Genomic DNA, 12,035 nt, shown 5'->3' on the forward strand with positions numbered 1-12,035 from the left:
ATGAAGGAGAACTGATGGCCAAGGCAGGACGCCCGGGCGCGAGCAAGGGCAACAAGAAGGGCCCCACCAAGGGCACCGGAGGCAAGAACAAGCGGTCGCTCGCCGGTCGCGGGCCGACCCCCAAGGCGGAGGACCGCGCATGGCACCCCGCCGGCAAGCGCAAGGCGGCCGCTGAGCGCTACGCGGCTGCGGGCGGCAAGGCCCAGCCCGGTCAGTCCGCACCGCGTTCGCCGCGTCCCGGCAAGAAGGACGACGACACCGAGACCGTCACCGGTCGCAACTCGGTGCTGGAGGCGCTGCGCGCGAAGATCCCCGCGACGGCCTTCTACATCGCGCAGCGCGTCGAGATGGACGACCGCGTCAAGGAGATGCTGGCGATCGCGACGCACCGCGAGATCCCGGTGCTCGAGGTGACGCGGCCGGAGCTCGACCGCATGGCGGGCTTCGACGGCGTGCACCAGGGCGTCGCGCTGAAGGTGCCGCCGTACGAGTACGCCCACCCGCAGGACCTGCTGGAACAGGTGATCGACGGTGGCCAGACACCGCTCTTCGTCGCCCTCGACGGCATCACCGACCCGCGCAACCTCGGCGCGATCCTCCGCTCGACGGCCGCGTTCGGCGGTCACGCCGTCATCGTGCCGCAGCGCCGTTCGGCGAGCGTCAACTCGGCGGCGTGGAAGACGAGCGCCGGCGCGGCCGCGCGCATCCCCGTCGCGATCGCGGCGAACCTCACCGCGATGCTCAAGGACTTCAAGAAGCAGGGCGTGTTCGTGCTCGGGCTCGACGGCGGGGGAGACGTCTCCCTCCCCGAGCTGCAGCTTGCCGACCGCCCCGTGGTCATCGTCGTGGGCTCCGAGGGCAAGGGCCTCTCGCGACTGGTGACCGAGACCTGCGACCAGATCGTCTCGATCCCGATCTCGTCGAGCACCGAGTCGCTCAACGCCGGAATCGCGGCATCCGTCGCCCTCTACCAGGTCGCCACGCTCCGCACCGCTCCGCCGGAGTGAGTCGCTGCGTGTCGCATTCAGGGGAATGAAGCGCGGGGCCGCGCGCTTGTCTCACGCAGGGCCGGCGAGCGTTCGCCGGCACGACAGATCGAAAGGCAGAACATGGCACGCATCGCCGTCATCGGAGGCTCCGGCTACGCCGGCCGCCACATCGTCGCCGAGGCGGTGAGCCGCGGGCACAGCGTCCTGTCCATCGCGCGCCGCGTCCCAAGCGAGCGTCAGCCCGGCGCCGTCTACATCGAGGGCTCGCTGACCGACGTGCCTGACCTGCTCGCGCAGCTCGAAGGTGTCGACGTCGTCGTGTCGGCGGTGGCGCCCCGCGGCGACATGCAGGGCCTCGTGCGCCCGAACATCGCCGCGCTCGCCTCACTTCTGCCCGAAGGCGTCCGGCTGGGGGTCATCGGCGGTGCCGGCGGCAGCCTCGTCACCGAGGACGGGCAACGGGTCGTGGATCTGCCCTCGTTCAGCGAGGACTACAAGGCCGAGGCGCTCGAGGCGATCGGCATCCTGGACGACCTGCAAGCTGGGCCGGAGTCCGTCGACTGGTTCTACATCCACCCCGCCGGCGGGTTCGGCGCGTTCAAGCCTGGCGAGCGCACCGGCTCGTACCGCACCGGCGGCGACGTCATCGTGACCGACGCCGAGGGAGAGTCGTACATCTCGGGAGAAGACCTCGCCGTGGCGATCGTCGACGAGATCGAGAACCCCCAGCACCCGCGCAAGCGTTTCACCGTCGGGTACTGACCCCGGAATCGCGAAAGGGTATGTTTCCGCACGCGTGGTGTGCGGAAACATACCCTTTCGCGCATCCTGGCGCGCTGGTCAGACTCCGCTAGACGAGGTCGCGCCAGTCGATGTCGTCGTCGTCGTCGATCACCGGGTTCGGGGACGTGATGATCGAGAGCGACACCGTCTCGGTCGGGGGCCCCATCAGCGTCGCCTCATCGCGGCGGTGTCGCAGCACGTTGTCGATGTAGCTCGTCAGCGACTCCGCGAGCGGGACCGACTTCCCCTTCGCCTGAGACAGATACCAGCGGTGCTCGAGCAGCTGGTGGAAAACCTCGGCGGGCTCGAGCTTGGACCGCAGATCCCACGGGACCGCCTTGACGACCGGCTCGAACACGCGGGTGAGCCACTCGTGCGCGACCATCTCTTCGTCGTCACCCAGGCGGGAGATGCGCGCGCGGAACTCGTCGAGGTCGTTGAGCAGGCGCCGGGCCTGGTTCTCCTCGACGTCGAGGCCGGTCAGGCGCAGCAGGCGGCGCTGATGGTGGCCCGCGTCCACGACCTTCGGCTGGATCGACACCCGGGCGCCGTCAGCCGTGGCCTGGATCGACATCTCGCCGATGTCGAACCCCAGCTCGTTGAGGCGCTGCACCCGTTCGGTCAGGCGCCAGGACTCGTCGGCGCGGAAGCTCTCTTCGTCGGTGAGCGCCGCCCACAGCGCGTGGTACGACGACACGATCCCGTCCGCCACCGCGATGGCGTCGACGCCGCCCTCGAGGCGGCCGCCGGCCTCGAGGTCCATGATCTCTCCGGCGATGTTGGTGCGGGCGATATCGAGGTCGTGTGCGCGCTGGCCCGGGGTCAGACCGCTCTCGTGCAACTCGCCGGTCTCGGCGTCGACCAGGTACGCCGCGAAGGCGCCGGCATCGCGGCGGAACAGCGTGTTCGACAGCGACACGTCGCCCCAGAAGAACCCGACGTTGTGCAGGCGCACCAGCAGCAGTGCGAGCGCATCCACCAGGCGGGTGGCGGTGTCGGGGCGCAGCACCTGGGTGAACAGGGCGCGGTAGGGGAGCGAGAACTTCAGGTGGGCGGTGACCAGGGCGGCGGGCAGCGGCTCACCCGCGGCATCCGTCCGTCCGGCGATCACGGCGACCCGTGCGACGCAGGGAACGTCGAGGCGGGCGAGGTTGCCGAGCATGTCGTATTCGCGCTGCGCCATCGCCTGCGTCGTCTCCTTGATGGCCACCACCCGGCCGGAGAGGTTCGCGAAGCGAACCAGATGGCGTGAGAGGCCCTTCGGGAGGAAGACGATGTGCTGCGACGGCCAGTCGCCCAGCGGCGTCGACCAGGGCAGCGTCAGCAGTCCCGGGTCCACACTGCTGGCGGTGATGCTCAGGGCGTCAGGCACGTCCCCTCCTGAAAAGAAAGCGACGGCGCGGGGGAATCTCTCCCACCCGCGCCGTCGCGATGCGAAACGGTGTTACGCCGCAGCGATCGCCCTGTCGGTGAGGCGCTCGCCCGACTCGATGTCGAACACGTGGACGTGTCCGGGGACCGGAGCCAGCGCGACCTGGTCGCCCGCGATGGGGTGACGGCGGCCGTCGACGCGCGCGACGATGTCGGTGCGCTTGCCGTTGACGTCGGTGTGCCCGTACAGGTAGCCGTCGGCGCCGAGCTCCTCGACGAGGTCGACGGTGACCGTGAGGCCCTTGCCGTCGGCGGGGGCGACCTGGATGTCCTCGGGGCGGACGCCGATGGTGACGTCGGAGCCGTGCGCCTTGCCGAGCGTGTCGGCCTCGATGCCGACGACGGTGTCGCCGAACTGGACGCCGCCCTCGGCGAGGTGCGCCGGGAACAGGTTCATGGCAGGCGAGCCGATGAAGCCGGCGACGAACACGTTGTTCGGCTTCTCGTACAGGTCGCGCGGGGTGCCGACCTGCTGCAGGAGGCCGTCCTTGAGGACCGCGATGCGGTCGCCCATGGTGAGGGCCTCGGTCTGGTCGTGGGTGACGTAGACGGTGGTGACGCCCAGGCGACGCTGGAGCGACGCGATCTGGGTGCGGGTCTGCACGCGGAGCTTGGCGTCGAGGTTCGACAGCGGCTCGTCCATGAGGAACACCTGCGGCTGGCGGACGATGGCGCGGCCCATGGCGACGCGCTGACGCTGACCACCCGAGAGGGCCTTCGGCTTGCGGGTCAGGTACTCCTCGAGGTCGAGGAGCTTGGCGGCCTCGAGGACGCGGGCTGCGCGCTCCTCCTTGCCGACGCCGGCGATCTTGAGCGCGAAGCCCATGTTCTCGGCGACCGTCATGTGCGGGTACAGCGCGTAGTTCTGGAAGACCATCGCGATGTCGCGGTCCTTCGGCGGGACGTCGGTGACGTCACGGTCGCCGATCAGGATGCGGCCCGAGTTGACCTCTTCGAGGCCGGCCAGCATGCGCAGCGATGTGGACTTTCCGCAGCCCGAGGGGCCGACGAGGACCAGGAACTCGCCATCGGCGACCTCGAGGTTGAGCTTGTCCACAGCGGGGCGAGTGCCCCCGGGGTACAGGCGAGTTGCGTTGTCAAACGTGACGGACGCCATGTTCTCTTCTCCTTCACCGGCAGGTACGTGCCGGACGATCCGTAGTGATGGAATGAGCGGGGGCATTCCCGCACGCCCGTCATCGGGCGCACGAACAGTATGACACGGCGCGTGCGGAGGTCGCGTCTGGGCATTTCCCAGGGTGGCTGGCTAGCATCGTTGACGGCCACTTTCCCGTCCGGCCCCCGCCGGATACCGGCCCGATTTTCCGCACCGAGAGGTCCCATGTCGAGCGACGAGTCACAGAACGCCGCATCCAGCGAGCGCCGCGACGCCGTGCGTGAGAAGGCGCAGCAGGTGAAGGCGCGGCAGTCCCGGGCTCGTCTCATCCGACGGACGTCCCTCGCGGTCGTCGCCCTCGCGTTCGTGGCCGTCATCGCGGTCGTGGTGACGTGGACCGTCTCGTCGAGTGCGTCGAAGCCGATGATGAGCCCTGCGAACGTCGTGGACGACGGCTTCGTGGTGAGCGACGTCACGGGTGGCGGCGTGGGATCCGAGGGTGCGGACGTGAACGGGACTCCTGGGGGCGAGGCGAGCACGGCCACCCCCGCGCCTGCGTCGGAACCCACACCCACGGGGACGCCCACGGAGGCCCCCGCGGTCGAGATCCGGGTGTACGTCGACTATCTTTCGACCGGTTCGCGGGACTTCCAGCTGGCCAACATGAAGCAGCTGTCGGAGTGGGTCGACGACGACGCCGCGACCCTGACCTACTACCCGGTGGCGATGCTGACGGCCAAGTCCAACGGCACCAAGTACTCGCTGCGCGCTGCCGGTGCGGCCGCCTGCGTCGCCCAGCACGCTCCGGACTACTTCTTCGCGTTCAACGACGCGCTGCTGCGCCAGCAGCCCGAGGTCGACTCCGACGGCTACAGCGACAGTGAGCTCGCCGCCATGGCGATCGCCACCGGTCTGGACGGCCCGAAGGTCGTGCGAGCGTGCATCGAGGAGCAGTCGTACGCCTCGTGGGCGAAGACGGCGACCGACCGGGCGCTGCAGGAGCTTCCCGGAACCGGCGGCGCCGCCCTCACCGGCACGCCGATGGTGCTCGTGAACGGCACGCAGTACGTGGGCAAGCTGGACGACCCCAAGGAGTTCGCGCAGTTCGTCCTCACGGTCGCGAGCGACGCGTACTACAAGGCCACGCCGACCCCGACTCCGACCCCGGCTCCCTGATCGGGTGCCTGCGCGGGCGCCGCTAGACTGGGCGCTCTGCCGACTTGGCGCAATTGGTAGCGCACCGTACTTGTAATACGGGGGTTACGGGTTCAAGTCCCGTAGTCGGCTCCACCTCGTCACATCTCGGCGTCGACACGCACGTTGTCACGCGTCGTCGGCTCCACCTCAGATGTCGTCGTCATCGACGCCGGTCGTGGGCAGGCAAAATGGATCGGGTGACCGCATCCCGCCTGCCCGTCTGGATGGGCCTCGGCGGCGCCGCGCTCATCGGGGTGCTGACCGCGGTGCAGGCGCGCATCAACGGCCAACTGGGCGTCCGCATCGACGACGGGTTCGCGGCCGCGGTGATCTCGTTCGGCTCAGGCCTGGTCGTGCTGGTCGTGCTCTCAGCGGCCCTGCCGCAGGGACGGCGGGGCTTCGCCGCGCTGATCAGCGGGGTGCGCGGCGGCGGCATCCCGATCTGGATGCTGGGCGGCGGTGTCGCCGGCGCGCTCTCGGTCGCCACGCAATCTCTGGCTGTCGGCATCATCGGCGTCGCACTGTTCACGGTCGGGGTCGTCGCCGGGCAGACCGTGAGCGGCCTGCTGCTGGACCGTTCGGGCATCGGCCCGGCGGGCGTCGTGGCGGTGACCCCCGCGCGGCTGGCCGGCGGCGCGCTGGCGCTGCTCGCCGCCGGAGTGTCGCTGGCGGGCGGCATCGATGCCCCGCCCGTCCTGGTCGTGCTGCCCTTCCTGGTCGGCGCCGGCATCGCCTGGCAGTCCGCGGTCAACGGCAGGCTGCGTCAGCGCGTCGGAACGCCGTTGACCGCGACCCTGGTGAACTTCATCGGCGGGACCGCTGTCCTCGGCGTCGCCGAGCTCATCCACACCGGGGTCGCCGGCCCGCCGACGTCGTACCCGTCCGATCCCTGGCTCTACCTCGGCGGGGTGATCGGGGTGGCGTACATCTTCCTGGCGGCAGCACTCGTGCCCCACACCGGAGTGCTGCTGCTGGGTCTGGGCACGGTCGTCGGGCAGGTGGTGACGTCCGTGCTCATCGACGCGATCTGGCCGGCAGCGGGGGCACCAGCTCCGGCAGCGTCGCTGCTCATGTCGACGCTCGCGATCCTCTCGGTGGTCGTGGCGGTCGTGCCGTGGGGACGGATGCCGCGCCGCCGGCGGTGACGCCGCGTGCCGGTCCCTCCTCCCCGCCGACAAGACAGGCGACCATGGCGCTCCGACGCGGTGATCGCCCTCCGGTGCGCCGCCGGCGCGAGAAGGTGGTGGAATGGATGTCGGCGCGACAGCCGGCCCCGGGCGTCACCCGCAGGGGCGGCGCCGTGCTCCACGTCGGCTCGACAGCGCGCGCACCCCGCCCGCTCGTCAGCCGCCGGCGGGCGTGAAGCCGCACCATCGCGGTCGCCTGCTGCGCGATGCGCGTGCCGCGCCCGACGGCCCGCGACGGCCTCAGACCTGAATTCCGGAAGAAGAGTGAGATGTCGGCAGATCCCTATGGCAACGGCGCAGAGGTCCTCGACCCAGAGGAGGACCTGCGCACCTTGATCTCCGTCCGTCCGGCGCGCCACCGCGCCGTCGACCCGTCGATCGCCCGCTCCTGGCTGCTCGTGCCCGGAACGCGCCCCGAGTCGTTCGCAGACATGGCAGCCTCCCGCGCCGACGCCGTCGTGCTCGACATCGAAGACGCGGTCGACCCGAGGAACAAGCCGCAGGCACGGCAGGACGTCGTCGACTGGCTCGCTGGCGGAGGCCGTGCGTGGGTGCGGGTGAACGACGCGGCCAGCCCGTTCTGGGCTGACGACCTCGCCGCCCTCGTCGGTGTCCCGGGGCTGCTCGGCATCATGCTGGCCAAGACCGAGTCGCCCGACCAGGTGACGAGCTCGTTCGACCGCCTGCGCGCCAGCGTGCCCGTGGTCGCCCTCATCGAGTCGGCGCTGGGCATGGAGGACGCCGCCCATATCGCCCGTGCGCGCGGCGCGTTCCGTCTCGCGTTCGGCAGCGGTGACTTCCGCCGCGACACCGGCATGAGTGCGGATGCCGAGGCGATGGCGTACCCGCGGGCGCGCCTGGTCGTCGCGAGCCGCGTCGGCGACCTCCCGGGTCCGATCGACGGCCCCACGGTGGGCAACAGCATGCCGACGCTCCGCGAGCACTCCGCGATCACCGTGTCGATGGGCATGACCGGCAAGCTGTGCCTCGCGGCCGAACAGGCGCCCGTCATCAACGAGGTGATCTGCCCCGCACCGAGCGAGGTGGAGTGGGCGCTGGACTTCCTCGCCGATTTCGAGAGCCGCGGCCGGGTGGTCCGCGACGGCAGCGACTTGCCGCGACTCGGCCGCGCGCAGAAGATCGAGAAGCTGGCGATCGCGTTCGGGGTGCACCCGACTTCGTGACCGACGCCGCACCACCGAACCCGAAGGGACGCACCACATGGCTGACGACATCCGCTTGAGCGAAGGCGACGAGAACCCGGGGTTCGCCCTCCCCGATTCCACGGGCGCCGTGGTCCGGCCCGAGGACTTCGCCGGCCGACGCCTGATCGTCTACTTCTACCCGGCCGCCTTCACCCCCGGCTGCACGACCGAGGCCTGCGACTTCCGCGACAACCTCGCCTCGCTCCAGGCAGCGGGCGCCGCCGTCGTCGGCATCTCGCCCGACTCGGTGGCGCGGCTCGCGGAGTGGGCGGAGGCCGAGCAGCTGCAGTTCCCGCTGCTGTCCGACGAGGACCACGCCGTGGCAGAGGCCTGGGGTGCCTGGGGCACCAAGGTCGTGGGCGGCGAGGAGCGCGTGGGACTCATCCGCTCGACGTTCGTCCTGACCGCCGACGGCACGGTGGAGTCGGCCGAGTACCACGTCGACCCGAAGGGTCATGTGGAGCGGCTGCGCGCTCAGCTCGCCGCCCGAGACCCGTCCGGCCGGCCCGCCACCTTCATCCGGGCGACGGGCCGATTCGCGGCATCCGTGTCAGCAGCGTCGATCCGCCGCCCGTCAGGGCATCCGGCTGACGAGCCCGCGGGCGTCGATCGCTTTGCGTCGTTCCGGCCGAGACCGCGGCGGCTTGCCGCCGACGTACAGCCAGCCGAGGAGCTCCTCGTTCTTCTTGAGGCCGTGCGCCTTGGCGACGGCCTTGGCGCGGGTGTAGTGGCCGGTGCGCCAGATGACACCCCAGCCCGCCTCGTCCAGCAGGAGGCTCAGCATGTGGGCGACGCCCGAGGCGACGGCCTCCTGCTCCCAGCGAGGCACCTTGTGGCTCTTGCGATAGCTCGCGACGACGGCGATGAGCAGGGGGGCCCGCATCGTCTTCGACGACACGCCCTTGTCGCCCTGCGCCTTGTTGATCGCACGGCCGAGCCGGTCGCGATCGTCGCCGCGCAGCTCGATGAGTCGCCAGGGCCGGAGCGACGAGTGATCTGCGACCCGACCGGCGGCGGCCACGAGCTCAAGCAGCTCATCGTGCGTCGGCGCCTCCTCGGTGACCTTGGACCACGATCGCCGCGCGAGCGCGGCCTCCAGTGCTCCGGGCATCAGGCGGCGCCGGGCTCGTCGCCCGGCGTGAACTGCAGCGAGATCGAGTTCATGCAGTAGCGGTCGCCGGTCGGCGTGCCGAAGCCGTCAGGGAACACGTGGCCGAGGTGCGAGCCGCAGTTCGCGCAGCGCACCTCGGTGCGGACCATCCCGTGGCTGTTGTCTTCGATCAGCTCGACCGCTTCAGGGCGGATGGATTCGTAGAAGCTCGGCCATCCGCAGTGCGAGTCGAATTTGGTGCCGCCCTGGAACAGCTCGGCGCCGCACGCCGCGCACGTGTACAGACCGGCGCGGCTCTCGTCGAGCAGCTCGCCGGTCCACGGCCGCTCGGTGCCGGCTTCACGCAGCACCGCGTACTGCTCGGCGGACAGGTCTTCGCGCCACTGGGCGTCGCTCTTGTCGACGGCGTAGGTCATGGTCTCCTCCTGGGCACAGCATCCGGGCCCGTGCACTTCAGGTTCCATTCAACCTCAGCCGGCGGGGCAGCGGGTCGTCGGGTGCGGGATTTGGGGCGCGCAAGGAACGTTCGGGGCGCGTCGCGTGCTCCCCAAACGTTCGCGGGGCGCCCCGAACCCCGAAGAGCGGGCCGTGGGGGAGGATGGCGGGATGACCGAGGACCCGGATGCCGAGACCGCGGCGGTAGCGGAGCGGTACGGGCGCTTCGCGCGCGATGAGGCGCCCGGGCGGTCCGACCTCTACGCGGACTGGGCTCGCGGCGTCGCCGCCGATCCCGACCTCGCCGCCATCCTCGCGCGGATTCCGGCCACCCGGCGGCAGCCGCCCCTCGTCTTCGCGGTCACCCGCATGCTCGGGGCACCCGAGGAGGGGTATCCGGCGTGGGCCGCGTGGCTCCGCGTGCACGCCGACGAGGCTGTGGCCGAGGCATCCGCCCGCCGCCTGCAGACCAACGAGCCGCAGCGATGTGCGGCGCTCCTGCCCGCGCTCGCCACCGTGCCTGGGCCGATCGCTCTGCTCGAGGTCGGTGCGAGCGCGGGACTGTGCCTGTACCCCGACCGCTACTCGTACCGCTACCACGGCGGCGGGGGCGTGACGGCGCTCGACCCGGCCGACGGGCCGTCGACCGTGATGCTGGACTGCGATGTCACCGGCGACCCGTCGCTCGAGATGCCGCAGGTGGTGTGGCGCGCCGGGATCGACCTCGATCCGCTCGACGCGGCCGACGCCGGTGACCGGCGGTTCCTCACGAGCCTCGTGTGGCCGGGGGAGGTGGGCCGCGCCGCGCGGATCGGAGCCGCCCTCGACATCGTGGCGGCCGACCCGCCGCTGCTCCTCGCCGGCGACGCGTCCGATCCGGAGGTCCTGCGGACCGCCGCAGCGCTCGCGCCGGCCGGTGCGACGCTCGTCGTGACCACGCCGGGAGTGCTCCCGCACATCCCGCGCGCCGGGCGCGAGCGGCTGATCGACGCCGTGCGGAAGCTGGATGCTGTGTGGATCACGATCGATCCGCCCGGCCTCCACGAGCGATGGAATGGGGCCGTCGATCCCGGCACATGGGGCGGCTTCGTGCTCGGCCGCGACGGCGAGCCGCTGGCCGCGGTGGATCCGCTCGGCGGTTTCGTGCACTGGCGCGCGTGGCACCCCGGAGGGATGGATGCCGCGAGCTAGCGTGGACGCGTGCCTCTGACCGACCGTGACCGCGCCCTCCTCGACTTCGAGGCCGAGTGGCGCCGGCACGCCGGGGCCAAGGAGGAGGCGATCCGCGCCGAGCTGGGCGTGTCGCCGGCGCGGTACTACCAGCTGCTCGGGCGGCTCATCGACACGACCGAGGCCCAGGAGCACGACCCGATGCTCGTGAAGCGACTCCGCCGACTGCGCGATGCGCGGCTGCATGAGCGCGCCGCCCGCTCCGCCGACGCGCGCTGAGTACCGGTTCGGGCGCGGACGGACTGTCGCGCGCAGGACGCCCAGCACCGGCCGGGTAGCATCGACGGGTGCCGACCACCAGCTTCCCCCGGGATCGTTTCGACGATGTGCCGGAGACGGACCGCGTCGGCGCGCACCGGGCGGAGAACCCCCGCATGCGCGGCTGGGTCGTGCTGCTGTGGGCGGCACTGGCCACGGTCGTGCTCATCCTCGTCGGGATCTTCGGCACCCTGCTGGCCTCCGGCCGGATCGAGCTGGTGCCGACGCCCGCTCCCACGGTGGCGCCCGAGCCCGAGGTCACACCCGTGGTCGACATGGACTACGACGTCATGATCCTGAACGCCACCCCCGAGCAGGGACTGGCGACGCAGATGAAGGACGTCGTCGTCGGTGCCGGTTGGGCGGATGAGAAGGTGACGGCGGGCGAAGCCGGCTCGCAGGACTTCCCGACGACCACCGTCTTCTACGTCGACCCGGCGGACGAAGCGGCGGCGGCCGGCCTCGCCGGCGTCATCGGCGGCGCCGGGATCGAGCAGAGCGATGCCTACCCGGCGACCTCCCCGGACGTCCCCCAGCTGACCGTGGTGATCGGTCTCGATCGCACCGCCGCCGGACAGACGCCCGCACCCACCCCCTGACCGCGCGCTGCGGCGTGTTTCGCGCCGGTAAACACTTGTATTCCTGCGTGTCAACAAGTGACGAAACGCGCCGAGGCCGTGTTTTCGCCTGCATACGATGAAGCCCTGCACCGCCGGCTACAGGAGATTCGCATGACCCAGGGCACCGTCAAATGGTTCAACGCCGAGAAGGGATTCGGCTTCATCACCGTCGCCGACGGCCAGGACGTCTTCGTCCACTACTCGAACATCGACATGTCGGGCTTCCGCGTGCTCGAAGAGGGGCAGACCGTGGAGTTCACGGTCGGCTCCGGGCAGAAGGGCCCCCAGGCTGAGGCGGTGCGCGTCGTCTGAACGACCGCCGCAGCGCCTGGCGCTGAACCTGATGAAGAGACGGGGATGCCGAAAGGCTCCCCGTCTCTTCGTGTTGCGGCATCCGTCATCGCGGCTTGCACTCGATAGGGTCGAGTGCCAGAATGAGTTAGCACTCGTGATTGTTGAGTGCTAATACCCA

At 70.7% G+C, this 12,035-nt stretch carries 13 protein-coding genes, 1 tRNA gene and 1 pseudogene; 11 read left to right on the forward strand and 4 right to left on the reverse strand.

The window, feature by feature from the left end; all coding sequences use genetic code 11:
- Window positions 1–14 precede the first annotated feature (14 nt).
- Together rlmB and B1729_RS11315 are read left to right on the forward strand one after the other, a co-directional pair.
- Window positions 15–1,007: a 23S rRNA (guanosine(2251)-2'-O)-methyltransferase RlmB gene (gene rlmB / locus B1729_RS11310; protein ID WP_163632758.1), complete on the forward strand. Its 993-nt coding sequence runs from the start codon at window positions 15–17 to the stop codon at window positions 1,005–1,007.
- Window positions 1,008–1,109: 102 nt separating this feature from the next.
- Entirely contained in the window at window positions 1,110–1,751 is a 642-nt protein-coding gene (locus tag B1729_RS11315; protein ID WP_163632761.1) for an NAD(P)H-binding protein, read from the forward strand.
- An 88-nt stretch (window positions 1,752–1,839) separates the two neighbouring features.
- Here B1729_RS11315 and B1729_RS11320 read toward each other — a convergent pair whose 3' ends face one another.
- A complete protein-coding gene (locus B1729_RS11320; protein ID WP_163632763.1) occupies window positions 1,840–3,144 on the reverse strand; it encodes a DUF4032 domain-containing protein in 1,305 nt (434 codons plus the stop codon).
- Window positions 3,145–3,216: 72 nt separating this feature from the next.
- A complete protein-coding gene (ugpC, locus tag B1729_RS11325; protein WP_163619668.1) occupies window positions 3,217–4,320 on the reverse strand; it encodes a sn-glycerol-3-phosphate ABC transporter ATP-binding protein UgpC in 1,104 nt (367 codons plus the stop codon).
- 225 nt (window positions 4,321–4,545) lie between these two features.
- On the opposite strand from ugpC, the gene B1729_RS11330 reads away from it, so the two are divergent.
- From B1729_RS11330 to bcp, 5 genes and pseudogenes are all read left to right on the forward strand, one after another.
- Window positions 4,546–5,496 (forward strand): thioredoxin domain-containing protein, encoded by a 951-nt coding sequence (locus tag B1729_RS11330; protein ID WP_163619666.1) that lies wholly within the window; start codon window positions 4,546–4,548, stop codon window positions 5,494–5,496.
- Window positions 5,497–5,534: 38 nt separating this feature from the next.
- Window positions 5,535–5,610, forward strand: a tRNA-Thr gene (locus tag B1729_RS11335).
- Between the two features lie 104 nt (window positions 5,611–5,714).
- Window positions 5,715–6,662, forward strand: a complete 948-nt coding sequence (locus tag B1729_RS11340; RefSeq protein ID WP_163619664.1) for a DMT family transporter — start codon at window positions 5,715–5,717, stop codon at window positions 6,660–6,662.
- Window positions 6,663–6,973: 311 nt separating this feature from the next.
- Window positions 6,974–7,888, forward strand: coding sequence for a CoA ester lyase (locus B1729_RS11345; protein ID WP_163619662.1), 915 nt, complete (start codon window positions 6,974–6,976; stop codon window positions 7,886–7,888).
- A gap of 37 nt (window positions 7,889–7,925) precedes the next feature.
- Window positions 7,926–8,375: pseudogene (gene bcp, locus B1729_RS11350) on the forward strand (thioredoxin-dependent thiol peroxidase); the annotation flags it as partial.
- Window positions 8,376–8,483: 108 nt separating this feature from the next.
- On the opposite strand, the gene B1729_RS11355 reads toward bcp, so the two are convergent.
- Together B1729_RS11355 and msrB are read right to left on the reverse strand one after the other, a co-directional pair.
- Window positions 8,484–9,020, reverse strand: a complete 537-nt coding sequence (locus tag B1729_RS11355) for a nitroreductase family protein (protein ID WP_163619659.1) — start codon at window positions 9,018–9,020, stop codon at window positions 8,484–8,486.
- The gene (gene msrB / locus B1729_RS11360; protein WP_163619657.1) at window positions 9,020–9,436 is read right to left on the reverse strand and encodes a peptide-methionine (R)-S-oxide reductase MsrB; all 417 of its coding nucleotides are present in this window, start codon (window positions 9,434–9,436) and stop codon (window positions 9,020–9,022) included. Before msrB ends, B1729_RS11355 begins: the two co-directional genes overlap by 1 nt.
- 190 nt (window positions 9,437–9,626) lie before the next feature.
- Between msrB and B1729_RS11365 the strand changes: the two genes are divergently transcribed.
- The 4 genes from B1729_RS11365 (at window position 9,627) to B1729_RS11380 (ending at window position 11,875) form a co-directional block, all read left to right on the forward strand.
- Window positions 9,627–10,646: a DUF2332 domain-containing protein gene (locus tag B1729_RS11365; RefSeq protein WP_163632765.1), complete on the forward strand. Its 1,020-nt coding sequence runs from the start codon at window positions 9,627–9,629 to the stop codon at window positions 10,644–10,646.
- Window positions 10,647–10,655: 9 nt separating this feature from the next.
- The gene (locus tag B1729_RS11370) at window positions 10,656–10,904 is read left to right on the forward strand and encodes a DUF3263 domain-containing protein (RefSeq protein ID WP_163619653.1); all 249 of its coding nucleotides are present in this window, start codon (window positions 10,656–10,658) and stop codon (window positions 10,902–10,904) included.
- 68 nt (window positions 10,905–10,972) lie between these two features.
- Window positions 10,973–11,542 carry a LytR C-terminal domain-containing protein gene (locus B1729_RS11375; RefSeq protein WP_163619651.1) on the forward strand — a complete coding sequence of 190 codons (570 nt, stop codon included), beginning with the start codon at window positions 10,973–10,975 and terminating at the stop codon, window positions 11,540–11,542.
- Between the two features lie 132 nt (window positions 11,543–11,674).
- Entirely contained in the window at window positions 11,675–11,875 is a 201-nt protein-coding gene (locus B1729_RS11380; RefSeq protein ID WP_091488690.1) for a cold-shock protein, read from the forward strand.
- Window positions 11,876–12,035: the final 160 nt, after the last annotated feature.

It is taken from the genome of Microbacterium sp. B35-04 (assembly GCF_010634885.1).
Taxonomy (GTDB): domain Bacteria; phylum Actinomycetota; class Actinomycetes; order Actinomycetales; family Microbacteriaceae; genus Microbacterium.

Coding starts and splice junctions, on each gene's coding strand:
- rlmB (WP_163632758.1), top strand. CDS start 15: ATGGCCAAGGCAGGACGCCCGGGCGCGAGCAAGGGCAACAAGAAGGGC.
- B1729_RS11315 (WP_163632761.1), top strand. CDS start 1,110: ATGGCACGCATCGCCGTCATCGGAGGCTCCGGCTACGCCGGCCGCCAC.
- ugpC (WP_163619668.1), bottom strand. CDS start 4,320: ATGGCGTCCGTCACGTTTGACAACGCAACTCGCCTGTACCCCGGGGGC.
- B1729_RS11330 (WP_163619666.1), top strand. CDS start 4,546: ATGTCGAGCGACGAGTCACAGAACGCCGCATCCAGCGAGCGCCGCGAC.
- B1729_RS11345 (WP_163619662.1), top strand. CDS start 6,974: ATGTCGGCAGATCCCTATGGCAACGGCGCAGAGGTCCTCGACCCAGAG.
- B1729_RS11355 (WP_163619659.1), bottom strand. CDS start 9,020: ATGCCCGGAGCACTGGAGGCCGCGCTCGCGCGGCGATCGTGGTCCAAG.
- msrB (WP_163619657.1), bottom strand. CDS start 9,436: ATGACCTACGCCGTCGACAAGAGCGACGCCCAGTGGCGCGAAGACCTG.
- B1729_RS11365 (WP_163632765.1), top strand. CDS start 9,627: ATGACCGAGGACCCGGATGCCGAGACCGCGGCGGTAGCGGAGCGGTAC.
- B1729_RS11380 (WP_091488690.1), top strand. CDS start 11,675: ATGACCCAGGGCACCGTCAAATGGTTCAACGCCGAGAAGGGATTCGGC.